General features: G+C 73.5%; 22 protein-coding genes and 1 pseudogene. 9 read left to right on the top strand and 14 right to left on the bottom strand.

Annotation, left to right across the window (positions count from 1 at the left end):
* From ACZ4NT_RS11525 to ACZ4NT_RS11535, 3 genes are all read right to left on the bottom strand, one after another.
* The coding region (locus tag ACZ4NT_RS11525) for a mycothiol transferase (RefSeq protein ID WP_467725190.1) at positions 1-622 on the bottom strand (622 nt) is incomplete at its 3' end.
* On the bottom strand, positions 537-779 hold the full coding sequence (locus tag ACZ4NT_RS11530) for a hypothetical protein (RefSeq protein ID WP_467724890.1): 243 nt from the start codon (positions 777-779) through the stop codon (positions 537-539). The genes ACZ4NT_RS11525 and ACZ4NT_RS11530, both read right to left, overlap by 86 nt.
* Positions 780-1059: 280 nt before the next feature.
* The gene (locus tag ACZ4NT_RS11535) at positions 1060-1650 is read right to left on the bottom strand and encodes a TetR/AcrR family transcriptional regulator (protein ID WP_467724892.1); all 591 of its coding nucleotides are present in this window, start codon (positions 1648-1650) and stop codon (positions 1060-1062) included.
* A gap of 124 nt (positions 1651-1774) precedes the next feature.
* On the opposite strand from ACZ4NT_RS11535, the gene ACZ4NT_RS11540 reads away from it, so the two are divergent.
* Positions 1775-2989 (top strand): FAD-dependent oxidoreductase, encoded by a 1215-nt coding sequence (locus ACZ4NT_RS11540; protein WP_121404548.1) that lies wholly within the window; start codon positions 1775-1777, stop codon positions 2987-2989.
* A gap of 29 nt (positions 2990-3018) precedes the next feature.
* Entirely contained in the window at positions 3019-3924 is a 906-nt protein-coding gene (locus ACZ4NT_RS11545; RefSeq protein ID WP_121404549.1) for a Gfo/Idh/MocA family protein, read from the top strand.
* Here the strand turns inward: ACZ4NT_RS11545 and lnt are convergent.
* Positions 3848-5422 carry an apolipoprotein N-acyltransferase gene (gene lnt / locus ACZ4NT_RS11550; RefSeq protein ID WP_467724895.1) on the bottom strand — a complete coding sequence of 525 codons (1575 nt, stop codon included), beginning with the start codon at positions 5420-5422 and terminating at the stop codon, positions 3848-3850. The two genes, ACZ4NT_RS11545 and lnt, sit on opposite strands and share 77 nt — an antisense overlap.
* Positions 5423-5626: 204 nt before the next feature.
* Positions 5627-6091: pseudogene (locus tag ACZ4NT_RS11555) on the bottom strand (nuclear transport factor 2 family protein); the annotation flags it as partial.
* Between the two features lie 320 nt (positions 6092-6411).
* Between ACZ4NT_RS11555 and ACZ4NT_RS11560 the strand changes: the two are divergent.
* Positions 6412-7152, top strand: a complete 741-nt coding sequence (locus ACZ4NT_RS11560; protein ID WP_121404552.1) for an SDR family oxidoreductase — start codon at positions 6412-6414, stop codon at positions 7150-7152.
* Between the two features lie 158 nt (positions 7153-7310).
* Here the strand turns inward: ACZ4NT_RS11560 and ACZ4NT_RS11565 are convergent, their stop codons facing one another.
* Both ACZ4NT_RS11565 and ACZ4NT_RS11570 read right to left on the bottom strand, forming a co-directional pair.
* Complete coding sequence (locus ACZ4NT_RS11565) at positions 7311-7490, bottom strand: hypothetical protein (protein WP_121404837.1); 180 nt, start codon at positions 7488-7490, stop codon at positions 7311-7313.
* Between the two features lie 131 nt (positions 7491-7621).
* On the bottom strand, positions 7622-7894 hold the full coding sequence (locus ACZ4NT_RS11570; RefSeq protein ID WP_467725191.1) for a winged helix-turn-helix transcriptional regulator: 273 nt from the start codon (positions 7892-7894) through the stop codon (positions 7622-7624).
* 167 nt (positions 7895-8061) lie between these two features.
* Here ACZ4NT_RS11570 and ACZ4NT_RS11575 point away from each other — a divergent pair, with 167 nt between their 5' ends.
* Positions 8062-8622, top strand: coding sequence for a carboxymuconolactone decarboxylase family protein (locus tag ACZ4NT_RS11575; protein WP_121404553.1), 561 nt, complete (start codon positions 8062-8064; stop codon positions 8620-8622).
* Between the two features lie 181 nt (positions 8623-8803).
* Here the strand turns inward: ACZ4NT_RS11575 and ACZ4NT_RS11580 are convergent, their stop codons facing one another.
* The 3 genes from ACZ4NT_RS11580 to ACZ4NT_RS11590 form a co-directional block, all read right to left on the bottom strand.
* A complete protein-coding gene (locus tag ACZ4NT_RS11580; RefSeq protein ID WP_467724898.1) occupies positions 8804-9679 on the bottom strand; it encodes an undecaprenyl-diphosphate phosphatase in 876 nt (291 codons plus the stop codon).
* Between the two features lie 342 nt (positions 9680-10021).
* Positions 10022-10195, bottom strand: coding sequence for a hypothetical protein (locus tag ACZ4NT_RS11585; protein WP_467724900.1), 174 nt, complete (start codon positions 10193-10195; stop codon positions 10022-10024).
* A gap of 284 nt (positions 10196-10479) precedes the next feature.
* Positions 10480-10941: a winged helix-turn-helix transcriptional regulator gene (locus ACZ4NT_RS11590; protein ID WP_121408602.1), complete on the bottom strand. Its 462-nt coding sequence runs from the start codon at positions 10939-10941 to the stop codon at positions 10480-10482.
* A gap of 149 nt (positions 10942-11090) precedes the next feature.
* Between ACZ4NT_RS11590 and ACZ4NT_RS11595 the strand changes: the two genes are divergently transcribed.
* On the top strand, positions 11091-12260 hold the full coding sequence (locus tag ACZ4NT_RS11595) for a thiolase family protein (RefSeq protein ID WP_121408601.1): 1170 nt from the start codon (positions 11091-11093) through the stop codon (positions 12258-12260).
* Between the two features lie 177 nt (positions 12261-12437).
* On the opposite strand, the gene ACZ4NT_RS11600 is transcribed toward ACZ4NT_RS11595, so the two are convergent.
* Both ACZ4NT_RS11600 and helR read right to left on the bottom strand, forming a co-directional pair.
* Positions 12438-13274 (bottom strand): TVP38/TMEM64 family protein, encoded by an 837-nt coding sequence (locus tag ACZ4NT_RS11600; protein WP_121408600.1) that lies wholly within the window; start codon positions 13272-13274, stop codon positions 12438-12440.
* Positions 13275-13573: 299 nt separating this feature from the next.
* On the bottom strand, positions 13574-15742 hold the full coding sequence (helR, locus tag ACZ4NT_RS11605; protein WP_467724903.1) for an RNA polymerase recycling motor ATPase HelR: 2169 nt from the start codon (positions 15740-15742) through the stop codon (positions 13574-13576).
* A gap of 655 nt (positions 15743-16397) precedes the next feature.
* Here helR and tuf point away from each other — a divergent pair.
* From tuf to ACZ4NT_RS11620, 3 genes are all read left to right on the top strand, one after another.
* Positions 16398-17579 carry an elongation factor Tu gene (gene tuf, locus ACZ4NT_RS11610; RefSeq protein ID WP_467724905.1) on the top strand — a complete coding sequence of 394 codons (1182 nt, stop codon included), beginning with the start codon at positions 16398-16400 and terminating at the stop codon, positions 17577-17579.
* A gap of 120 nt (positions 17580-17699) precedes the next feature.
* Positions 17700-18542 carry a patatin-like phospholipase family protein gene (locus ACZ4NT_RS11615; RefSeq protein WP_467724907.1) on the top strand — a complete coding sequence of 281 codons (843 nt, stop codon included), beginning with the start codon at positions 17700-17702 and terminating at the stop codon, positions 18540-18542.
* Between the two features lie 501 nt (positions 18543-19043).
* On the top strand, positions 19044-19889 hold the full coding sequence (locus ACZ4NT_RS11620; RefSeq protein WP_121408596.1) for a fused MFS/spermidine synthase: 846 nt from the start codon (positions 19044-19046) through the stop codon (positions 19887-19889).
* On the opposite strand, the gene ACZ4NT_RS11625 is transcribed toward ACZ4NT_RS11620, so the two are convergent.
* Entirely contained in the window at positions 19851-21167 is a 1317-nt protein-coding gene (locus tag ACZ4NT_RS11625) for an MFS transporter (protein WP_121408595.1), read from the bottom strand. The two genes, ACZ4NT_RS11620 and ACZ4NT_RS11625, sit on opposite strands and share 39 nt — an antisense overlap.
* A gap of 57 nt (positions 21168-21224) precedes the next feature.
* A complete protein-coding gene (locus tag ACZ4NT_RS11630) occupies positions 21225-22265 on the bottom strand; it encodes a DUF8017 domain-containing protein (RefSeq protein ID WP_121408594.1) in 1041 nt (346 codons plus the stop codon).
* A gap of 228 nt (positions 22266-22493) precedes the next feature.
* Here ACZ4NT_RS11630 and ACZ4NT_RS11635 point away from each other — a divergent pair, with 228 nt between their 5' ends.
* Complete coding sequence (locus tag ACZ4NT_RS11635) at positions 22494-22931, top strand: DUF4442 domain-containing protein (RefSeq protein WP_467725194.1); 438 nt, start codon at positions 22494-22496, stop codon at positions 22929-22931.
* Positions 22932-23411 lie beyond the last annotated feature (480 nt).

Raw genomic sequence — 23411 nt, forward strand, 5'->3', positions numbered from 1 at the left:
CGTTAGGGTGAGCCGACCCCCACCCCCCCCCCCCCCCCCCTGAGCGGCCCCCCCCCCACCCCCCCCCCCCCCCCCCCCCCCGCCCCGCCCCCCCCCCCCCCCCCCCGGCGCGGGTGGCGGGCCGTGGACGGGCGGCCGCTGGACCGTCATACAGCCGGCGAGGGCCGAGACAGCCACGGTGACCAGGAGCGTTGCGGTGGTCGTCGTTCGATGCACCCGCGTCACTCTGGTGCGCCGGAGACGTCCGGGGGACCGGACCGGCGGAGGATGCCCCGCACGGGTGATCCCGCAGGGCCCGGTCCGCCACGGACTGGCCGCCCGTACCGCCGTCGAGGCGCTCCGGGGTCAGGTCGGCGTGCCCGTTGTGGCGGGCGTACTCCTCGATCATGGGGGTGCAGATCCAGCGCAGGGTGATCGGCGCGTGGATGAGCCGGCTCCTGCCCTTCGACGCGTCGTGGACCGGCCCCCGGGCCTCCTCGGGGAGCCAGAGGTCCAGCTCCAGCGGCCGGATGAGCACGGCTGTTGCGCGGTGCCGTCTACGCCGTACCCGAGCGCGTACCGGGCCGCGTTGCGCCGGGCCGCCTCGGAGCCGGCCTGCCAGGTGGCATGGGCCGCGTCCCAGGTGTCCGCTCCGGTGAGGTGGAACTCGCCGTCGGGTCCTCGTCGCTGAAGTGGATCGGCCCCCGGTCGTCGTCCACCGACCTTGCGCGGGACCAGATCCGCTCCACCTCCGCCATGTGCCTCACCAGGGCCGGCAGCGCGAGCTCGGACGGTTCCACCGGCGCGGTCCTGAGCTGGGCGCCGCTCGGCCCGCGCGCTTGATCGCGGGGGTCTGCCGGTGGCAGTCCGGCCAGCCGTCCGGCAGGGACCGTTCGTCGGCGTCGGGCGCGGGGACGGAGCGCTTGATCGTCATGCCGCGCATCCGGGCGGAGGGGGCGGCCGGTCGGCCACGTCAATTCCGGGCCGCACGCCCCGAGGCCCCTCGGCGGTGACGGGACGCCGCCGTCCCCGCCGCCTCCTCACGCCTCGTGGCCGACCGCACCGAGATGCCGCGACACCTCAGCCGCCCAGCATCCCGTGCAGCAACTCCCGCAGGCCCGCCCGTAGTTCACCGGCGGTCGGCACGGCGGTATGGAAGGCCCCGGCCACGCACGAGAACATCAGCCCGTCGCACCAGGCGGCGAGCGACAGCGTGTGCCGGGCCGGGTCCGTCGAGCCGGCCTCGGTGACGAGCACGGTCAGCGGATCGCGGAACCGCAGGCCGGCCGCGTCGTAGAACGTGCGCAATTCGGGGCGCCGGGTGGCCTCCAGGGCCAGCTCGTAGCGGGCGATCAGCAGCTCGTGGTGACGGGTCAGGTACCGGTGCAGGGCGAGGGCCAGTCCGTCGGCGAGCGCGTCGGGGCCGCCGCGGGGATCCGGCAGCTCCTCGGGCATGAGCACCTGGGCCTCACGCTCCGCCAGCCTCCGTACGGCGGCCTCCAGGAGCGCCAGACGGGTGCGCGCGTGGTTCGACGTCGACCCCTGGGGAAGTTCCGCCGCCTCGTCGACGGCCCGGTGGGTGAGGCCGCGCATGCCGCGTTCGGCGAGGAGGGCCAGGGCGGTGTCGGCGATGAGTTCGGCGCGGGAGGCGCCGGTGCTGCGTACGGGCATGGGAGCAACCTACCCGCCTCACTACATCTGTAGTACGGTCGACTCGTCCGCGTACTACAGGTGTAGTAGCCGGAGTGGTCGGTATCCCTCGGGCGGTGTCCGCGGGGGAGGGCGAGGAGGAGTCATGGCAGAGTCGCAGCACGCCGTCGTGGTCGGAGGCGGCATCGGGGGTCTGACGGCCGCGGTGGCCCTGCACCGGCGCGGCTGGCGGGTCACGGTCCTCGAACGGGCCCCGTCCCTGGCGCCGGTCGGAGCCGGGATCTCGCTCGCCCCCAACGCCCTGCGCGCCCTCGACGTCGTCGGGCTCGGCGAGGAGATCCGCGACCTCGCAGCCTGGCAGGGCGACGGCGGTCTGCGCACCCCCGCCGGCCGCTGGCTCTCGCGGGCCGACGCCGGCGCGCCGGCCGAGCGGTTCGGCGGCCCCCTCGTGATGCTGCACCGGGCCGTGCTCATCACCAGCCTCGCGGCCCGCCTGCCCCGGGGCTGCATCCGGACCGCCTCCCGGGCGTCCCTCACCGACCCCGGCGGCACCACCCGGCCGGCCCGGATCGACACCCCCGACGGCGAGGTCCGGGCCGACCTGGTCGTCGCGGCCGACGGCATCAACTCCGCCCTGCGCGGCACGCTCTTCCCCGAGCACCCCGGGCCCGTCTACTCAGGCTTCACCACCTGGCGCGTCGTCACCACCGTCCCGGGCCTGCGGTTCGCCTCGCACGAGACCTGGGGACCGGGGCACCTCTGGGGCACGCACCCGCTGAAGGACGGCAGGATCTACGCGTACGCCGCCGCCCTGGTCCCGGCGGGACAGCGTGCCCGGGACGAGAAGGCCGAACTCCTGCGCCGGTACGGCGACTGGCACGACCCGGTACCCGCCGTCATCGACGCCGTCGGCCCCGCCGACGTGCTGCGGCACGACGTCCACCACATCGCCGAGCCCCTTCCCGCTTTCCACCGCGGACGGGTCGCGGTCCTGGGCGATGCCGCCCACGCCATGCCGCCGACGCTCGGGCAGGGCGGGAACCAGGCGATCGAGGACGCCGTCGTGCTCGCCCACCACGTCGGCTCGCCCGGATCCGGGCGGGAACTCGCCGGCCTCGCCGCCTACACCGCGGACCGCAAGCCCCGGACGACCGCCATCACCCGGCAGGCCGTCCGGATCGCCCGGCTGAACATGATGCGCAACCGCGTAGGAGTCGCCCTGCGCGACACCGCGATCGGCGCGCTCGCGAAGGCCGGCCCCGCGTTCCTCCTGCGCGGCTTCGACGGCATCGCCGACTGGCGCCCGCCCGGTCCGCCGTATGCTTCCGACGAGGCACGGAGCCCCGAGCGGACTCCCTGACATCCCACGCACTCGTCGAGGAGACTCCTGTGAAGGTCGGCTGCATCGGACTCGGTGACATCGCGCGCAAGGCGTATCTGCCGGTGCTGTCCACCCAGCCGGGGGTCGAGCTGCATCTGCAGACGCGGACGCCCGCCACGCTCGCCGAGATCGGCGACAGCCTCCGTCTCCCCGCGTCGCAGCGCCACACCGACCTGGCGGACCTGCTCGCCCAGGACCTGGACGCGGCCTTCGTCCACGCGTCCACCATCGCCCACCCCGAGATCGTCACACGGCTCCTCGAAGCGGGCGTGCCGACCTATGTCGACAAGCCCCTCGCCTACGAACTCGCCGACTCGGAGCGGCTGGTGCGCCTCGCCGAGGAGCGGAACGTGAGCCTCGCCGTGGGCTTCAACCGGCGCTACGCACCCGGGTACGCGCAGTGCGTCGAGCATCCCCGCGACCTGATCCTGATGCAGAAGAACCGGGTCGGACTGCCCGAGGATCCGCGCACCATGGTCCTCGACGACTTCATCCACGTCGTGGACACGCTGCGGTTCCTGGTCCCGGGGCCGGTCGACAACGTCACCGTGCGGTCCCGCAGCCAGGACGGCCTCCTGCACCACGTCGTGCTCCAGCTCGCCGGCGACGGCTTCACGGCGCTCGGCGTCATGAACCGGCTGAACGGCTCCACCGAGGAGATCCTGGAGATCTCGGGCCAGGACACCAAGCGGCAGGTGATCAACCTCGCCGACGTGATCGACCACAAGGGCCAGCCCACGGTGCGGCGGCGCGGCGACTGGGTGCCGGTGGCCCGGCAGCGCGGCATCGAACAGGTGGTGCTCGCCTTCCTCGACGCCGTCCGCGCCGGGAAGGTGCTCAGCGCCCGGGATGCGCTGGCGACCCATGAACTGTGCGAGCGGGTGGTGCGTGCGGTGGAGGAGCCGTCCGCCTGAGCCGCAGCGAGCGCACGCACTCGGTGGCGCCGAGGGCGGCCAGCACCAGAAGGGCCCCGTGCACCGGCCAGTCGCCGAACCGGACGTACGGCGTGACTCCACGGGCCAGCGGCACGTCGTAGACCGCCGAACCGCTCGTGCCGGTGCCGAGGCGGTGACCGATGCTCTCGCCGCCCGGCCCATAGACGGCGGAGACGCCGGTGAGGGTGGCGTGCAGCATGGGGCGACCGGTCTCGGCGGCCCGCAGCGCGGCCAGCGAAGCGTGCTGGGCGGGCGCCCAGCTGTGCTGGAACGAGGAGGTCGAGGACTGCGCCAGGAGCACCTCGGCGCCGTCCTCGGTGAGGCGGCGGCTCATGTCGGGGAACGCCGACTCGAAGCAGACCATGGGGCCCACGCGCAGCCCGTGACCGACGTTCATGACCACCTGGTCACGGCCCTGCCTGCGGTCCTCGCCCGCCGCCTTGCCGACCGAGGTCGCCCAGCCGAGCAGGGAGCGCGCCGGTATGTACTCACCGAACGGCACGAGCCGCATCTTGTCGTAGCGGTCGCCGGTGGGGCCCTCGGGACCGACCAGGACGGAACTCTTGTAGATGCCGGGCCGGTCCGAACGCCGGGCGTCCACGTTCGCCAGGATGTCGGCGCCGGTGAGCCGGGACAGGGCCGCGATCCGGTCGGCCAGGTCGGGGCGGTCGGCGAGGTCGAAGCCGACGCTGCTCTCGCCCCAGACGATCAGGTCCAGCCTTTGACCGGCGAGTCGGCGGGTCAGCGCCTCCTCGAGGGCGAAACGTTTGTCGGGGCTGTCGGCCCCGTCGACGACGCCGGGCTGGACGACGGCGATCCTGACTCCGCCGTCCGCGTCGGGGCGCGGGGACCACACCCATGCCGCGGAGGTCGCGGCGGCCGTCGCCACCAGGCCGGCCAGGGCCGGGACCCGGGCCTCGCGCACCGCGACGAGCACGGCGACCGCGACGTTGACCGCGACCACCAGGAAACTCAGCAGCCAGACGCCGCCCACCGAGGCGAGCCGCAGCGCGGGCTCCACCTGCCACTGGCTCGAACCGAGCAGACCCCAGGGCCCGCCCAACCCCTGCCAGGACCGCACGAGTTCGACCGCCAGCCAGCCCGACGGCAGCACCAGGAACGCGCCCGCGACCCGGCCGGGCCCCGGGGCACCGGCCAGGAACCGGCGCACGAGCAGGCCCCAGGGCGCCCACAGCGCCCCCAGCAGGGCCGCTATCACGACCGTGAACACGTGCAGGCTCGGCAGCAGCCAGTGATGCACGGCCAGCATGTAGCCGAGCCCGCCCAGCCAGCCGTCGTACGCGGCCCGCCTGCCGGTCGGCGCCGAGCGGATCAGCAGGATCCACGGCACCAGCGCGACAGGGGCGAACCACCACAGCGACGGCGCCGGGAACGCGAGCATGGGCAGCGCGCCGGCGAGGAGGGCGGCGGCTCCGCGCCACCAGCGGGAGGCGAGCCAGTCGCCGGCCATGCCCATACGGCGCCTCCCTCTCGTTGCGTGCCCTCCCAGTCTGCCCGCCCTTGTGGATCTCAGACAGTCCAGGTGGCGGGACCTCGGGCGGGGGACGACCGCTCAGGTGGCGGTGGCCTCCCGCCCCGTCCGCGCGGCGGGCCGATCGGCGGGGGAGCCGGCCTGGTCCCCTGGCTCGTGGGGGGAGCCCTGAAGGTCCTTCCGGTCGGTGGGCCGCGCCGCCACGGTGCGCCACTTCTCCCGGACGACCACCTCGCGCAGGCGCCAGCCGTCGGACGTGCGCAGCAGCCCGAAGGCGTAACGCCCGCCGCACACGAAGTCCGGGGCCGTGGCCGTCCCGTCGCGGTCCGCGAACCGCATGGGATTGACGTAGTCGGCCTGCACCCGGGCCGTGTCACCGGTGTCCTGGTCCAACTGCCCGAAACGGACGCGTCGGTTGACGATCAGATGCTGCCGCATGGAGAACAACCCCAGGCTGCGGGTCAGCCATCCGACGATCTGCGCCGCGTCGCCCTCGATCCCTCCGGCGGAGCGGTAGTCCGCCCGGCCGTCCGGTGCGAACAGCGCCTGGTACGCCTCCCAGTCACCGTCGTCCACCGCCACCGCGTAGTCGGTGATCAGTTCGTCCACGGCCAGCCGGTCCATCACGGTCGCGAGTTCCACACGCTGTGTCATCGGCTCAGTGTTGGCCACGGAGGGGGAGCAGCCAAGGGGCGTGCAGGGGCAGTCGTGCAGCGATGTGCGCGGGGCTCCCCGCGGCTCCGCGGCCGGCCTTGCCCCCGCGGGCCTCAATTCCCCGGCCGGCCAACCGACTTGATCGGAATCGATTGGCTCTCCTTCCTCGTCCCCTCCGTGACCCGGTGGCGGCCGTCGCTGCCGTGTCCCGGGGTGCGCGGCCTGTGCACCGCGCGGCCCCGGGCCGCGAAGGGCCGCGCGCGTCTGCGATCGTGGGGTGGTCCGGAAGCTCGCCGCGGCGACGTCACGAGGAGACACACATGGCACGTCCTGTCACGGTCGTCACAGGCGGAAGCCGGGGTATCGGAGCCGCCACGTGCGCGCGCCTCGCGGCGGACGGCCACGACCTGGCGATCGGCTATGTGACCGACGGCGCGGCCGCAGAGAGGACGGCGGACGCCGTCCGCGCGGCGGGAGCGCGGTGCGTCACGGTCCGCGCCGACACCTCCGTCGAAGCCGAGGTCGACCACCTCTTCGACACGGCGACCGACCGGCTCGGGCCGGTGACGGGACTGGTCAACAACGCCGGTGTGACCGGCCCCCTCGGCAGGCTCACGGACACGGACCCCGCCGACCTGCGACGGGTGGTCGAGGTCAACCTCCTCGGGACACTGCTCTGTTCACGCCGGGCGGCGAAGGAGATGGCGGCGTGGCGCGACGGCGTCATCGTGAACGTCTCCTCGGCGGCGGCCACCCTCGGCAGCCCCGGCGAGTTCGTCCACTACGCGGCGAGCAAGGCCGCCGTGGACGCTCTCACCCTGGGGCTGGCCAAGGAACTCGGCCCTGACGGCATCCGCGTCAACGCCGTCGCCCCGGGCATGATCGACACCGAGATGCACGCCACGATGGGGGATCCCGGCCGTGCCGAGCGGGCGGCGGACTCGATCCCGCTGCGCCGGGTCGGCCACGCCGAGGAGATCGCCGCCGCCATCGCCTGGCTGATGTCCGCGGACGCCTCGTACACGACGGGGGCCGTACTGCGGGTGTCCGGCGGGCGCTGAGGCCTCACGCCGGAGGCATTGCTTCGGTGGTGGGCTCAGCGGCCTGTCACCGGGAGGGCAGGGCGAGTCCGGCCCGTCGTCTTCCGCGGCGCCATCGCCGCTCTCCGCTCCGGCACCGGGCCGTGCGGTCGGCTCGACCGGTGATCCGCCAAGGGCGGTCAGGCCGCCTCGATGACCTCATCGCGGATCGCCGCGGCCCACCTCACGACCAGCAGCTCGTACTCCGCACGCTCCTGGGCCGACAGGGAACCGCCCGTACGCATCCACAGGGCACGAATCTGTTCATTTAACGCGGCCGCAGACCGCACGGAACCAGGGGTCACGGAATCGGGGGACATGCGGAACAGCCTAGGCGCAAGGACTGACACTGCGCTACCGGACGGCTACGCATCACGTATGTGGTTGGTCACGGTGGATCGTGAGGGAACGTGTCCGACCCGGTCGGCCGTGGCGGAGCGGTCGGCGGGTCTCACCGCTCGGCCCATGCGCGGGACCAGGTCAGCAGCGGCTGCAGGGCGGTCACCAGGTCGTCGCCGAGGGGAGTGAGCCGCCAGGTCGCCTCGTCCGTGGGGCCGGCGATGCCCGCCTCGCGGAGCTCCCTGAGGCGGGTGGACAGGACGCTGGAGGACATCCCGTCGCAGCGGCGCTGGAGATCGCGGAAGCCGGCGGGGGCGCCGGCCAGGTGCAGTTCCCAGATCACCCGCAGGGTCCAGCGTCTGCCCAGCAGATCCAGGGCGGCCATGACGGGCCGTCCCGTGCCGGAGCCGCGGACGGGGCGGCCGGGCAGGGGGGTGGGGGCCTCGTCGGGCCGGGGTGCCTGCGGTGTCGTGCTCAAGTGAGTACCTCTCGGGCCGTGTTGCTCACTTCCCACTCTTGCGCTTCTGTTTCAGAAGCGCAAGAGTGCGCGGCATGAGCCAGCGCATCGACGGCGTCACGCCGCCCTACGATCCGGAGACCGACCGCGCGTTGCACAAGTGGATGCCGCCCGGTGTCGCCCGTGAACCCCTGATGCTCTTCAAAGTGCTGCAACGTCACCCCGAACTCGCCTCGCGGATGCGCGCGTTGGGCGCCGGACTCCTCGTCCGGGGCCGACTGGGCGACGCGGACCGCGAGCTCGTGATCGCTCGCGTCGCCGCCCGCAGCGGGTGCGCCTACGAGTGGGGCGTCCACATGGCCACGTACGCCGAGGCGGCGGGGCTCACCCCCGACCTGGTCACCCTCACCGCCACCGGCGCCGCCGACGACCCGGCCTGGTCGCCCCGGCAGCGGGCGTTGCTGCACGCCGTCGACGAACTGCACGCCACGGCGCGGCTGAGCGACGCGACCTGGGACGGCCTGCGTGCGCACCTCGACGAGACGGAGGCCCTGGAACTCCTCGTCCTCGCCGGCTGGTACCGCACCATCGCGTACGTCGCCAACGGCCTGGAGATCCGACGGGAGCCGTGGGCCCTCGATCTCCCGGGAGGGTGAGCGCGCGACGAGGAACCGGGCCGTCGGACTCGGCGAGCGGATCGGCGCCTCGCCCCCGACCGCCGGGCCGACACCGTGGAAGGCGCGGACGTGGTGCGTCTGAGGGCGCCGGTGCTGGGCGGGGTGTCGGCTTCGGAGGGGGCGGCGAGTTGTCCGAACCGGCGGGCGGCCGAGTCGGAGGTCAGCCCGCGGACTCCGCTGCGTGCGGGCTCAACGCCCCCGTGGCCACCAGCGCGATGATGACGATGCCGAGCGCGATGCGGTAGTAGACGAAGGGCATGAAGCTCTTGCTGGAGATGAACTTCATGAACCAGGCGATGACGGCGTAGCCCACCACGAAGGCGATGATCGTGGCGAAGATCGTCGGGCCCCAGGAGACATGTCCGCCCTCGCTGGCGTCCTTCAGCTCGAAGGCGCCGGAGGCCAGCACGGCCGGGACGGCGAGGAGGAAGGAGTAGCGGGCCGCCGCCTCGCGGGTGTAGCCCATCAGCAGGCCGCCGCTGATCGTCGCGCCGGACCGGGACACACCCGGAACCAGCGCCATCGCCTGGCAGACGCCGTAGATGAGGCCGTCCTTGACGCTCAGCTCCTGGAGCGACTTGCGCTGCTTGGCGGCGCGGTGCCTGCCGCCCGTCTCGTCGCGCGCCGCCAGCCGGTCGGCGACGCCGAGCACGACACCCATCACGATCAGCATCGTCGCGGTCAGTCGCAGGTCGCGGAACGGGCCCTCGATCTGGTCCTTGAACGTCACACCGAGCACGCCGATCGGGATCGAGCCGACGATCACCAGCCAGCCCATCTTGGCGTCCTGGTCGTGCCGCATCGCCTTGTCGGTGAGCGAGCGGAACCAGGAAGAGATGATCCGCGCGATGTCCTTCCGGAAGTAGATCAGCACCGCGGCCTCCGTGCCGATCTGGGTGATCGCCGTGAAGGCCGCTCCCGGGTCGTGCCAGCCCGCGAACGCCGCGGTGAGCCGCAGGTGCGCGCTGGACGAGATGGGAAGGAATTCGGTCAGCCCCTGGACGAGTCCGAGGACGAGGGATTCAAACCAAGACATGGAATTTCGTGGTCCAAGTGCTGATCGTGGAAGGGGCGATGGGGTGGTGCCGCACGCACCGGCGCTCGGGGCGCGGTGATCACGGGTGTCGAGGGCAGCGTAGCGTCCCGCCCCGACAGCCCGACCACAGGGGCTTCGCAGAGACATTCGACGGCAGGGCGTCCCGGTGGCGACGGCTCGGTACCGCTCCCGGAGGCGATCGGACGCGCCTCCCCCGGCCGCGCCGGCACCGGTCCGTCCTCACCGCTGTCGCGGGCACAGGTCACCGCCGCGCGGAGCGCGGGCGGGGCTGTTGACCCACCGCCCGGCCACGGCCTGCGTTCCGCTCGGAGAAAGCGATCGCTATGTGTGCAGCGCTCGCCAGGACACCACCACATCTCCGCCGCGCAGCGTCCGCCCCGTCGACGGTGTGCTGATCACGTCCATGCGCCCGACCCGTGCCGCACCGCCCTCTCGCCCCGCCCCGACCTCGCCGGTGTCCCCGCTCCGGGGCCGGCGCATCAAGGTCGCGGTCATCGGTACGGGCGCCATCGCTCGCGGCAGCCAGTCGCCGGCCCTCGCGGCACGCCGAGGCGGGCGAGACGGAGATCGTCGCCGCCGTAGACGTCGACGTCGACCCGGCCGCGGTACGGGCGTTCTGCGCGGAGGGCGGCATCCCCACGCGTACACCGACCTGGACGGAATGCTCCGGGAGCAGCGGCCGGACTCGCGGCGGCTCGGGGCGCCGACGCGGGTGCCCCACCGCCCGGCCGTGCCCGGCCCGCATGGTTCGGGGCGCGCTTCCGCGGGAAAGCGGGCGCCTACGCCGCCACCGGTCCCGTCACGGTCCACCCCGGGGCCTGCGGGTGGGCCGTCAGGTCGTCGTGCCGGACCTCGTCCCCGCATTCCCGGCAGACGACCTGGGGGACCAGTTCGTGGCCGCAGGAGTGCTCCAGGACCATGGGGCGGGAGCCGGCCCGCTGAAGGTGGCGGTCGCCCCACGCCATCAGTGTGAGCAGCACCGGCTCCAGCTCCCGCCCGGCCGGGGTGGGCCGGTACTCGTAGCGCCTGGGCCGTTCGCTGTACGCGACCTTCTCCAGCACGCCCGCCTCGACCAGCCGTCTCAGCCGGGCGGTCAGCACGTCACGGGGGGCTCCGGTGTTGCGGACCAACTGGTCGAAGCGCGTGGCGCCCAGGGAGACCTCGCGCAGTACGAGCAGGGAGTACTTCTCGCCGACGAGGGCCAGCGTGGCGGCGATCGAACAGGGGCGGGCGTCCTTCATGGAATCCAGTCTAGGGGGTGAGTTGGTTGTTCCAACCCACTGGGCTACTCTTGGGTCACTTAGCGGGTTTGGATTTCCAACTTACCCGTTCCGGGGTGGGGTGCGACCACCCCGTCCGACCGCCGGTTCCCTCACTGGAGAGGCCCACCATGCGTGACGCCGTGATCGTCGAAGCCGTACGCACCCCCGTGGGCAAGGGCAAGCCGAACGGCTCCCTCGCCCATGTCCATCCCGTGGAACTGCTCGCGCACACACTGCGCACCCTGGTCGAACGGTCCGGCGTCGACCCGGAGCTGATCGACGACGTCATCGGCGGCACCGTCGACCAGGTCGGTGAGCAGGCCATGAACACCACCCGGTACGCCGTGCTGTCCGCGGGCTTCCCCGAGTCGGTGCCCGCGACGACCGTCGACCGGCAGTGCGGCTCCTCCCAGCAGGCCGTCCACTTCGCGGCGCAGGGCGTCCTGTCCGGTGCCTACGACCTGGTGGTCGCCTGCGGGGTGGAGTCCATGAGCCGCGTACCGATGTGGTCGAACGTACCGGCGGGCAAGGACCCCTTCGGGCCCGGCGTGGCCGAGCGCTATCCCGAGGGTCTCGTGCCGCAGGGCATCAGCGCCGAGCTGATCGCCGCCAAGTGGGGGATCTCCCGCGAGCAGATGGACGCGTTCGCCGTCGGCTCGCACCACAAGGCAGCCGCGGCCTGGGAGAACGGCCTGTTCGACGCCGAGGTCGCGCCGCTGGAGGGCGTCGGGCGCGACGAGTGCGTACGCCCGGCCAGCACCCCGGAGATCCTGGCCGGCCTCAAACCCGCGTACTACGACCCCGCGATGGGCGAGCGCTTCCCGCAGATCGAGTGGAACGTGACGGCCGGAAACGCCAGCCCCATCAACGACGGGGCGTCGGCGGTGCTGATCACGTCGAGCGAGACGGCGGCCCGTCTCGGCCTGCGCCCGATCGCACGGCTGCACAGCTTCGCGGTCACCGGATCCGACCCGCTGCTCATGCTCACGGGCGTCGTCCCCGCCACCGAGAAGGTGCTCCGCAGGGCACGGCTCACCCTCGACGACATCGACCTCTTCGAGGTCAACGAGGCCTTCTCCAGCGTCGTGCTGGCCTGGCAGCAGGAGACGGGCGCCGATCCCGCCCGGGTCAACGTGCACGGCGGGGCCATCGCCCTCGGCCACCCGCTGGGGGCGAGCGGCACCCGGCTGACCACCACTCTCGTCCACGCCATGCGGGCGCGCGGAGCGCGCTACGCGCTGCAGACGATGTGCGAGGCGGGCGGACTCGCCAACGCGATGGTGCTGGAGTCCGTATGACCCGCTCGGCCGCACCAGGTGCCCGGGCCGGCGAGCCGCTCCGGCCCGGGCGCGCGCCCGTCGGTCGGCCGCCCGTCGGTCGGCCGCCCGGGTGGCGGCTGACCGACTACGGGCGGGTGGTGGCCCACCCGATCTACGGGCGGGTGGTGGCCGTCCGTCGTACGGGCCCGTGACGGCTCAGCGAGCGGGGCGCAGTTGGTGCCGCTTGCGCCAGGCCACCACCGTGCCCACCAGCGCGGGTACGGCGATGAAGCCCATGGCGATCAGGAAGGCGGGCGACGTCGGTGCCGAGGCGCGGGCACCGGCGACCACGTACGCCGCCGTGTTCGGGATCGACCCGAGCGCCGTGGCGAGAAGGAACGGCAGCCAGCCCATCCGGGACACCGCCGCACAGTAGTTGGCGGCCCAGAACGGAACCCCGGGGAAGAGCCGGGCCACCATCATCGAGCGGAAGCCGTGCCGGCTGAGCTGTCCGTCCGCCGCCTTGAGCCAACGGCCCCGCAGCAGCGGGCGCAGTGCGTCCTGGCCCAGGAACCGGCCGAGCCCGAAGGCCAGTCCCGCACCGAGCACGGTGCCGGCCAGCGCCGCTCCCACCCCCAGCTGGGAACCGAACAGGGCCCCCGCCGCGAGGTTGAGCAGCGGTCGGGGCACGAAGGCGACCGTGCACAGCCCGTACGCCACGGCGAAGACCAGCGCCGCCGCGGCGCCCCCCAGCTGGGGCGGCCAGCCGTCCGCCAGCAGCCGCTGCGGCTCGAAGGCGAGGACGCCGGCCGCGGCCGCCGCGAGCAGGACCAGCAGCAGCGACAGCCGGGACCAGGGGGAGAGCAGGGCTCTGGCGCAGCGGGCGGCGAGGCCTCTGGGTGCGGTGGGGCCGAGTGGGTGGGCCGGCCCGAGGTGCAGGGCGCCGGCGAGCCGTCCGGTGCCGACGGGATCCGTGGCGGAGGCGAGCTCCGTGGCGGTGGCCGGGGGAGTGGCCGTGGCGGTGCCCCCAGAGCGGGTGGTGGCATCGAGCATCCGGCGACCCTAACCGACCCATGTGTGTGATCGCCGTATGGTTCGTCTCACGGAGGTCACGGATTCCCCGACATCGTGTGCCGCGGGCGGCATGCCGGACAGCGCCCGCGCGGCCCGAAGCACTGGGCCCGCGCGGACGCCCTCTCCCGTCGCAGCCTCGCGCGGACGCGTCTCCGCCGCACCGTGCCCGCGCCGAACGCCGTCCCGACGGTTCGTGCCCGCGCGACGCCTTCCTCCGCCGGAACCGGTGACCCGTTCACCGCCCCGCCACCCGTGCCGCGGCGTCCGCCCGGCCGGCGTCAGGAGCCGGTGAGGACGACGAGTTGACGGGTCGCCCGGGTCATCGCGACATAGCGGTCGACGGCTCCTTCCACGCCCGAGCCGAACGCCTCCGGGTCGACCAGGACGACCAGGTCGAACTCCAGCCCCTTGGACAGCTCCGGCGTCAGGGACCGGACGCGGGACGTCGCCCGGAACGTCGGATCGCCGATGACGCAGGCGATGCCGTCGGCGTTCGCCGCCAGCCAGGTGTCCAGGACCGAGTCCAGGTCGGAGACGGCTCCGTGCACGACGGGGACCCCGGCGCTGCGGATGGACGTCGGCACGTTGGCGTCGGGAAGCGCGGCCCGGATGACCGGCTCGGCCTCCGCCATCACCTCGTCCGGCGTACGGTAGTTGATGCTCAGCGAGGCGAGTACGACCCGGTCGAGACCGACCCGCGCCAGCCGTTCCTGCCACGTCTCCGTGAAGCCGTGCCTGGCCTGGGCGCGGTCCCCGACGATGGTGAAGCTGCGGGACGGGCACCTGAGCAGCAGCATCTGCCACTCCGCGTCCGTCAGTTCCTGGGCCTCGTCCACCACGATGTGCGCGAACGGACCGGCGAGCAGGTCGGGGTCGGCGGTGACCAGTTCGGACTCGTCGACCAGGCTGACCCGGGCGTCCGCACCGCGCAGCATCGTCACGAGGCCCTCCCCGTCGTCCCCGTCGGCACCGGAGGCGGCCGCGGCCTCGATCAGGTTGTCCACCACCTGCGTCATGCGCTCGCGCTGGGCGGCGAGAGCGGCCTCCTGCCGGCGCTTGCGCCGAGCCGTCTCCGGGTCGCCGAGCCGCTGCCGCGCGGCGTCCAGGAGCGGCAGGTCGGACACCGTCCAGGCCTGGGCGTCCGTCCGCTGCAGCCGCCGCACGTCCTCCCGCGACAGCCAGGGCGCGCACAGACGCAGGTAGGCGGGCACCGACCAGAGGTCGCCGACGAGGTCGGCGGCCTCCAGCATCGGCCAGGCCCGGTCGAACGTCGTGGCCAACTCCCGGTCCCGCCCCAGCGATTGGCGCAGCAGGTCGGCCGGGACGTCGCCGTCGTGCTTGTCCACCAGGATCGTGAGCAGTTCCTCCCAGACCTGGTCGCGCGCCTCGTTGTGCGCGGAACCGGGGTCCGCCGACTCGAAGGCCACGGCCCAGTCGTCGGGGGTGACCCGGACGTCGGACCACTGGGTCGAGACCGTCATGCCCTGCGCGGGCGGTTCCTCGTAGAACGCCACGGCCTTCTCGATCGCGCCCACCATGTCCGCGGACGACTTCAGGCGCGCCACCTCGGCGTCGGCCTCGATCGCCGCGGAGCCTCCCTCGGCGACGAGGTCCCGGAGAATGCAGGTCTGCACACCCTCCTCACCGAGACTGGGCAGGACGTCGGAGACGTAGGCGAGGTAGGGCCGGTGCGGACCGACGAACAGCACACCGCCCCGGCGGTGGCCGAGACGCGGGTCGGCGTGCAGGAGATAGGCGGAGCGGTGCAGCGCGACGACGGTCTTGCCCGTACCGGGACCGCCGTCGACGACGAGGGCCCCGCGCGACCCGGCGCGGATGACGGCGTCCTGGTCGGCCTGGATGGTGCCGAGCACGTCGCGCATCCGTGCCGATCTGTTGCCGCCCAGACTCGCGATGAAGGCGGACTGGTCGTCGAGCGCGGCGTGCCCGGCGAATCCGTCCGCGGTGAACACCTCGTCCCAGTAGTCGCCGATCCGGCCGTTCGTCCAGCGGTATCTGCGGCGGCTCGCCAGCCCCATCGGGTTGGCGTGGGTGGCTCCGAAGAACGGCTCGGCGGCGGGGGAGCGCCAGTCGACCAGCAGTCGGCGCCCGGTGCTGTCCGTCAGGCCGAGCCGCCCGATGTAGACGGGCTCGGGGTCGTCCGCGCCGACCATGTGGCCGAGGCAGAGATCCAGGCCGAACCGGCGCAGGGCCCGCAGGCGGGAGGTCAGCCGGTGGATCTCCGCGTCCCGGTCCATGGCCTGCCGGCCCTGGCCGCCGGGTGCCCTGCGCTCGGCGTCGAGCCGCTCGGACAGTTCGGCGATGGTCTGGTCGAGGGTGTGCGCGAGGGCCGCGAAGTGCTGCTCGTCGCCCGCGATCAGCCGCGGGTCGGCCTTGGGGGAGAGACGGTCGGGAAGGTCGAACACGCTGGTGGTCAGCGGATGCAAGGGCTTCGGCTCCGATCGGAGGTCGTCGGTGGTCGTGGCGGGCGGCGGGATGTCCGGACGAGCGGGACGTCCGGGGCGGCCGTGAGGGGCGGGCCCCGTCCGCGCGTTCGGTGCCTGAGGCCGGCCCGGGTCGTGCGGCGGGCGGGTTCCCGTGGTCCGGTTCCATGGGGTTCGGGTGGACGGCGCCCACCTCTCCGGGGCGGCCGGGGCGTTTCTCCTTTCGCCCGGCTCCGGTCCGGGCCGGTCATTTTGCGGGAGAGAGGGGGCCTTGCCGCAAGGCCCCCTGTGCGCTATAAGTTGAGAGTGGAAAGGAGTGGGTACACCTCCTTTCCTTCTTCTTTTCGGGCCGCCGGACGGACGACCGCCGCGGACCCCACCGAAAACCATTCGACGCGGGCACCCGCTTCGGCGAGGATCGCCTCATGTTCCGGCTCGCCTTCCTCCTCGCAGCATCCGCAGCAGCGGATGCCCCGAAGGCTGCCGTCCCGATCGTCGTGGCCGCCGTCGACGGCGCCCGAAGCTGACCCTTCCCGGATTGTCCGGCGGACCCCGCAGGGGGAGGGTCGGCAACTCCTCGGGGTCCCCGCTCCGGCCCGTACGCGCCGGAGCCATCACCCAGCTCACGCTGACACCGAAGAGGCTTCGAGGTACAGCCATGCCCAAGACGGCTTACGTGCGCACCAAACCGCACCTGAACATCGGCACCATGGGTCACGTCGACCACGGCAAGACGACCCTGACCGCCGCCATCACCAAGGTCCTCGCCGAGCGCGGCTCCGGCACGTTCGTCCCGTTCGACCGCATCGACCGGGCGCCGGAGGAGGCCGCGCGCGGCATCACCATCAACATCGCGCACGTCGAGTACGAGACCGACACCCGGCACTACGCGCACGTGGACATGCCCGGCCACGCCGACTACGTGAAGAACATGGTCACCGGCGCGGCCCAGCTCGACGGGGCGATCCTCGTCGTCTCCGCGCTCGACGGAATCATGCCGCAGACCGCCGAACACGTGCTGCTCGCCCGGCAGGTGGGCGTCGACCACATCGTCGTCGCGCTGAACAAGGCCGACGCGGTCGAGGACGGCGAGGACTCCGTGCTCGCCGACCTCGTCGAGCTGGAGATCCGCGAACTGCTCTCCGCGCACGGCTACGGAGGCGACGCCGTACCCGTCGTACGGGTCTCCGGGCTCAAGGCGCTGCAGGGGGAGCCCCGTTGGACGGCGGCGATCGACGCGCTGCTGGACGCCGTGGACACGTACGTGCCCATGCCGGAGCGCTATCTCGACGCGCCGTTCCTCCTCCCGGTCGAGAACGTGCTCACGATCACCGGGCGCGGCACGGTCGTGACGGGTGCGGTGGAGCGCGGCACGGTTCGGGTCGGCGACCGTGTCGAGGTGCTCGGCGCGTCCGTGGACACGGTGGTCACCGGGCTGGAGACGTTCGGCAAGCCGATGGACGAGGCGCAGGCGGGGGACAACGTGGCCCTCCTGCTGCGCGGGGTGCCCCGCGACGCCGTGCGCCGGGGACACGTCGTCGCTGCGCCGGGCAGTGTCGTGCCCCGCCGCCGCTTCTCGGCGCAGGTCTACGTCCTGTCGGCGCGCGAGGGCGGTCGCACCACCCCGGTCACGACCGGCTACCGGCCGCAGTTCTACATCCGCACCGCGGACGTGGTCGGCGACGTCGACCTCGGCGAGGTGGCGGTGGCGCGGCCCGGGGACACGGTCACGATGACGGTCGAACTCGGACGCGACGTGCCGCTGGAGCCCGGTCTCGGCTTCGCGATCCGCGAAGGCGGCCGGACCGTCGGCGCGGGGACGGTGACGTCGGTTGGCTGAGGCCGGCCGGACGGCGGGTGTCCGCCCCGACGAGGGGCGGGCATCCGTTCGGGTGCCCGCCGGCGCCGTGCGCGACACTGGCCTCGCGGGGTGAGGACGTCGTCGGAAGGGCGGAGAGCCGTGGCAGGCAAGGCACTTGTGCTCGGTGGCGGGGGCAGCGGCGGCATCGGCTGGCTCGCGGGGATCCTGTACGGGCTCGGCGAGGCCGGTGTCGATCTCGGCGACGCCGACGTGGTGATCGGCACGTCCGCCGGATCGTCCGTCGGGGCCCAGCTCACCTCCGGAAGGCTGACACTGCGGGAGCTCTACGAGCGCCAGCTCGCCGCACCCACCGGCGAGCTCACCGGACGGCTGGGCGCGGCACAGCTCCTCCGCTTCGTCTGGGCCGCGGTGACCTCACGCACGCCGGAGGCGTACGGCCGGCGGATCGGCCGCATGGCACTCGGCGCGGAGACTCTCACGGAGGCGAAGCGGCGTGCGGCCGTCGAGAGACGGCTCGTCTCGCCCGAGTGGCCCGAGCGTGCCCTGCGGATGCCCGCCGTCGACACGGCGACCGGTGAACTGCGCGTCTTCGACAAGGACAGCGGCGTGGCCCTCGCGGACGCCGTGGCCGCCAGCTGCGCCGTCCCCGGGGTCTGGCCGCCGGTCACCATCGACGGCCGCCTGTGGATGGACGGCGGCATCCACTCCACGGCCAACGCCCAACTGGCCGCCGGGTACGAGCGCGTGGTCGTCCTCGCTCCTCTCGCGATCGGCGGCGGCCCCCTGGTGTCGGCCGGCGAGCAGGGCCGCAGGCTCGCCGCCGCCGGTGCCCGCGTGGTGGTCGTCACGCCCGACCCCGCGGCCAAGCGGTCCTTCGGCCGCAACCCGCTGGACCCGGCGGTGCGGGCGGCCGCGGCACGCGCAGGCCTGGCGCAGGCACCCGCCCACGCGACGCAGGTCGCCGAGGTCTGGCACGACTGAACCGGCCGGCCGGCCGGCCCCGGGTTCCGTGTTCCGTCGGACCGCCGTGCGGGCGCGGGCTCGCCCGGCGGCCTGCCGCGCGGCGGTCCCGGTCCCGGCCGGGGGAGGGGGGCCCGACGGTGCTCATCCGCGGCCACCGGAGCGCAGTGGTCCCGGGCCCGGTGCCGGGGCGGCCCGACCTGCGTCCGAGGCCGTGTCGCCGGGCGGTTCCGCCCGCCGTGCGGCCGGACGCTTCGGAAGGCCGGGATGGGCAGGTGCACGTCGGCTCGTGGGATGCGGCCGGCCCGTGCCGGTTTCTGCGGGGTGCGGCCGGCCTGTGCCGACGCGTCGAGGCGGGGGGATCCACGTCGGCCGTCGCGCTGCTGCGGGGCCCGCGCGGGTCCCTCCAGGAGCGGCGGGCTCGTCGACCGGGGAGGTCGATCGGCCTTGCGCGGCCGCCGGGGCGAGGCGAGGCGGGCCGGGTCCGGGCGGGGCCGGCCGGTTCGACGGCACAATGGAGCCGTGGACGAGCCGATACCCGTGACGCGGGACGTGGATCACGGGACCGCCAAGCTGATGCCGGACGTCGACCGGGAGCGGGCCTGGCTGCTGACGGTCGACGGCGCGCCGCAGTCGTACGTCGACCTGGACGCCCCGACGCATCTGGAGTTCGAGTACGCCCGGCGCCTCGGGCACGTCCTGGACACCGTCGCGGAACCGGGCAGACCGCTGGACGTGCTGCATCTCGGCGGGGGCGCGCTCACCCTGCCCCGCTATCTCGCCGCGACCCGCCCCGGATCGCACCAGGACGTGGTGGAGGCCGACCGCGCGCTGCTGTCGCTCGTCGTGGAGCACCTTCCCCTGCCCGAGGCCGCCGGGATCACGCTGCACGGTGCCGACGCCCGCACCTGGCTGGAGGCCGCCGCACCGGGGTCGGTGGACATCGTGATCGCGGACGTCTTCGGAGGCTCGCGCGTCCCGGCCCACCTGACCTCCGTGGCGTACGCCCGCGCCGCCGGTCGCGCCCTGCGCGCGGACGGTGTCTACCTGGCCAACCTCGCCGACGCGGCGCCCTTCGCCTTCCTGCGCTCGCAACTGGCCACCTTCGCCACGGTGTTCGCGGAGCTGGCCCTCATCGCCGAGCCGGGCGTCCTGCGCGGCCGCCGGTTCGGCAACGCGGTGCTCGTGGCGTCGCACCGGGCCCTCGACACCGGTGCCCTCGCCCGCCGCACCGCCTCCGACGCCTTCCCCGCACGCGTGGAACACGGCCCGGCCCTGCGGGACTTCATCGGCGCCGCCGCCCCGGTGCGCGACGAGGACGCCGTCCCCTCACCCGAGCCGCCCCACGGAGCCTTCGGCATCGGCTGAACCGCGTACGACGTCCGCCACCGGCGTGGCCTGCGCCACCGTCTTCGTCCGGCGCGTCAGATTGCGTACGTCGGGCACGCACAGCACCGCCGCCGTGACCACGACGACCAGGACCGCACAGCCCCACAGGGAGGCGCCGCGGCCGAAGGCCTGCTCCGCGGGGCCCGCGAGGGCGGTGGCCAGCGGCACCATCGCGATCGAGCCGAACCAGTCGTACGCGGAGACCCGGCTCAGCTTGTCCTCGGGGATCTCCTGGTGCAGCGCCGTCATCCACGAGACGCCGAACACCTCGATCGCCAGGCCGCTGACGAACATCACGGCGCACAGCACGCCCAGCGGCACCGGGACGGCCAGTGCGGCGGACGGGGCCGCCAGCGGGAAGACGCAGAGGGTGCCCGCCAGCAGGAGCCGGCGCGGCTTCCAGCGCGTCATCAGCAGCGCGCCCCCGACCGTGCCGGCGCCGAACGCGCCGAGGGCCAGACCCCACGGCCCGGCCCCGCCCAGGCTGTCACGGGCGACCAGCGGACCGAAGACCGACTCGGCGGCCCCGACCACCGCGACCACGACGGAGAACTGCGCGACGATCGCCCACAGCCACGTCCGGCCGGTGAACTCCCGCCAGCCGTCGCGCAGATCGGCGAACAGACCGTCACCGGGCGTGCGCTCCGGGATGTGACTCACGTCGAGGAAGGCACGCAGCGCGGCGGCGACCGCGAAGGCCGCCGCGTCCGCGGCCAGCACCCAGCCCGGTCCGGTCACGGCGACCAGCACTCCGCCGAGGGCCGCCCCGCCGAGGCCCGCTCCCTGCATCGCCATCCGGAACAGGGCGAAGGCGCGGCCGGCCTGTTCCCCGCTGACGGAGGACATCAGCATGCCCTCGGCGGCCGGGCTGAAGAACGCCTGCCCCGTACCACCGAGCGCGGTGAGCAGCATCATCTGCCAGAGCCGCGGCTCCCCGGCGAGGACGAGCGCCGCGAAGGCCGCCTGCGAAAGGCAGTTGAGCGCATTGGCGGCGACCATCACCCGGTGCCGGGGCAGCCGGTCCGCGACGGCGCCGCCGATCAGCAGGAACAGCACCAGCGGCAGGGTGCGGGCCGCCGCCACCAGACCGACGTCCGCACCGTCGCCGCCCGCGTCGAGAACCGCGAACGCCGCCGCGATGAGGGCGCCGTGGCTGCCCAGGTTGGTGACGACCGCGGCGGCGGTCAGCAAGGTGTAGTTCCGGCCCGCCCAGGAGGGGCGGGCCGGGCGGCGGGGAGCGTCGGCGGCAGTGGTCACCGGCCGACTATCCCCGCAGCGGGCCCCGGATGCCAACCCGCCCGGGCGGGAGGGGGCTCAGGACTCCTCGGGGTCGCCGTGCAGCCGTACGGTGGCGGCGATCTTCCGGATCGTCGCGTCCGGCACCTCGTCCTTGACGCCCTTGGCCCCGTAGAAGGTGAAGGACGCGAAGTCACCGTTCGAGTTCTTGAAGGCGAACGTCGTCGCCTTGCCCTCGGTGTCGCACTTGTCGTCCTTCTTGACGCCGCGCGTGTAGCTGGTCGCGATGCTGCCCTTGAGACCCGACTCCGACGTGAAGTCCTCGGCCTTGCCGATCACGATCTTCTTCTCGTCGGCCTTGGTCTGGTCCGTGTAACCGGCCCAGGCCCAGGTCGCCGAGTCACTGCGGGCGGCGTTGGCCGTGCTCTTGGCGCCGCTCTGGCCCTTGGTGCCGGCCGCGGCGAGCTCGGTCTGGTCCTTGGTGCCGTCCTTGTCCTCGTCGGACGTGCACCAGTTCTCCTTGAGGAACGCGGGTGCCGACATGCCGACGACGGCGGACCCGTCCTCCTTCTGCGCGTCCTCGAAGCCGATGAAGGTGCCCGGAGTCCGGACCTCCCACTCCGCCGGCACGTCGAACGCGGTGCCCCACTTGGGGTTGATGACGACCTTCCAGCCGGCGATGGTCGGCTTCTCGTCGTCGCCGCCCCGCGGGTTGTCGGTCGTGGCGGACTCGCTCGGCTTCTTGGAAGCGGTCGCGGACGGCTTGGTGGTCTTGCCGTCCGCCTCGTCGTCCTTGTCGCCGCCGAGGACGAGCAGACCGGTGACACCGGCGGTGACGACCACGGCCGTGGCCGCCACGATCGCGACGATCTTCGTGCTCTTCCCGCCACCGGACGGCGGCTCGGGCGCGCCCGCGGGGGTGGGAGCACCCCACTGCCCCGCACCCGGCTGCTGCTGGTACGGGTTGGGCTGCTGGTAACCCGCCTGCGGGTAACCGGACTGCTGCTGTCCGGGCTGCTGGTACGGATTCGGCTGCTGGTAACCCGACTGCTGGTACGGGTTCTGATTCTGGTCCTGCGGGTTCTGCTCGCCCCCGGGCGGCTGCTGTCCTGGCCACATGGGCAGTAACCCTAGTGCCGCCCGTGACACGTTTGGGTCACTGCCCCTCGTCAGACCTGTACCGGATCGGTGGCCGGAGGGCGCTTCGCGGCGTCCGGCGCCCGGACTGCCCTCGATGCCCGGCTTCGGGGGCGGGTGCGGCCGAGCCGCGGCGTTACGGGGATCACCTACGAGTCCTGGCCAGAGTTGGCTACTCGTGGGTAACATTCCCGTATGAGCGCAGACCAGATGTCGATCGGCGAGATGCTCGCCGCCACGGTGCCGATGGCCAGGACCCTGAACCTCGAGTTCCTGGAGACCACGCCGGAGAAGGCAGTGGTCGCCCTGCCGGATCAGAGCGAGTACCACAACCACGTCGGCGGCCCGCACGCCGGAGCCATGTTCACCCTCGGCGAGTCCGCGAGCGGGGCGATCGTCCTGGCCGCGTTCGGGGAGCAGCTCTCGCGCGCCGTGCCGCTCGCCGTCCGTGCCGACATCGCGTACAAGAAGCTCGCGATGGGCCCCGTGACCGCCACCGCGACGCTGGGCCGGCCCGCGGCCGAGGTCGTCGCCGAACTCGACGCCGGGCAGCGCCCCGAGTTCCCGGTGGCGATCGCCATCCAGCGCGCGGACGGCGCCGTGACCGGCGAGATGACCGTTGTCTGGACCCTCCGCCCGAACGGCTGAGCACGGGCGGGTCCGGGTGTCCGGCGGGCGCGGTGGATGCGCAGCCGCGGGGACCCGGACCGGAGTGCGCCCGCCGTCCCCGGCGGGCCCTTGCGGCTCGGGCCGGGCCGGCCCGTGTGCTCACGGGCCTCGTGCAGCCCGTACTTGGCGCCTGTCGCCGCCCGATGGACGGGTGAACCGGGCGAAGGCCGACGCGGCCCATCCCGCCAGGCGGGCCGCGTTGTCGCCCAAGGCGGAGGTGTGGCCGGACAGTTGGTGAGCCTCGTACGTGGGACGACGGTCATCACGGGACTCTCCGGGTCGACCCCGCCGCACGCGCGGACTGACCGGCCCTTCGCGGGTGCGGTGGATCCGGTGGCGATGGCCGAACCGACTGACCGGCACCGCTGGTGATGACACCCAGCAGACCGTCCTGCGCCGCGACGGGGCGCGGCGCGACCCAGCCGCCCTCGCTGTGACCGAAGAGTGCTGCGGCCTCGG

It is taken from the genome of Streptomyces sp. NPDC026417 (assembly GCF_055567695.1).

Coding starts and splice junctions, on each gene's coding strand:
- lnt (WP_467724895.1), bottom strand. CDS start 5,422: ATGGGCATGGCCGGCGACTGGCTCGCCTCCCGCTGGTGGCGCGGAGCC.
- ACZ4NT_RS11575 (WP_121404553.1), top strand. CDS start 8,062: ATGAGCCAGCGCATCGACGGCGTCACGCCGCCCTACGATCCGGAGACC.
- tuf (WP_467724905.1), top strand. CDS start 16,398: ATGCCCAAGACGGCTTACGTGCGCACCAAACCGCACCTGAACATCGGC.
- ACZ4NT_RS11565 (WP_121404837.1), bottom strand. CDS start 7,490: ATGTCCCCCGATTCCGTGACCCCTGGTTCCGTGCGGTCTGCGGCCGCG.
- ACZ4NT_RS11590 (WP_121408602.1), bottom strand. CDS start 10,941: ATGAAGGACGCCCGCCCCTGTTCGATCGCCGCCACGCTGGCCCTCGTC.
- ACZ4NT_RS11585 (WP_467724900.1), bottom strand. CDS start 10,195: ATGACCGCGACCTTGATGCGCCGGCCCCGGAGCGGGGACACCGGCGAG.
- ACZ4NT_RS11600 (WP_121408600.1), bottom strand. CDS start 13,274: ATGCTCGATGCCACCACCCGCTCTGGGGGCACCGCCACGGCCACTCCC.
- ACZ4NT_RS11535 (WP_467724892.1), bottom strand. CDS start 1,650: ATGCCCGTACGCAGCACCGGCGCCTCCCGCGCCGAACTCATCGCCGAC.
- ACZ4NT_RS11570 (WP_467725191.1), bottom strand. CDS start 7,894: ATGGCCGCCCTGGATCTGCTGGGCAGACGCTGGACCCTGCGGGTGATC.
- ACZ4NT_RS11630 (WP_121408594.1), bottom strand. CDS start 22,265: ATGTGGCCAGGACAGCAGCCGCCCGGGGGCGAGCAGAACCCGCAGGAC.
- ACZ4NT_RS11580 (WP_467724898.1), bottom strand. CDS start 9,679: ATGTCTTGGTTTGAATCCCTCGTCCTCGGACTCGTCCAGGGGCTGACC.
- ACZ4NT_RS11635 (WP_467725194.1), top strand. CDS start 22,494: ATGTCGATCGGCGAGATGCTCGCCGCCACGGTGCCGATGGCCAGGACC.
- ACZ4NT_RS11540 (WP_121404548.1), top strand. CDS start 1,775: ATGGCAGAGTCGCAGCACGCCGTCGTGGTCGGAGGCGGCATCGGGGGT.
- ACZ4NT_RS11595 (WP_121408601.1), top strand. CDS start 11,091: ATGCGTGACGCCGTGATCGTCGAAGCCGTACGCACCCCCGTGGGCAAG.
- ACZ4NT_RS11560 (WP_121404552.1), top strand. CDS start 6,412: ATGGCACGTCCTGTCACGGTCGTCACAGGCGGAAGCCGGGGTATCGGA.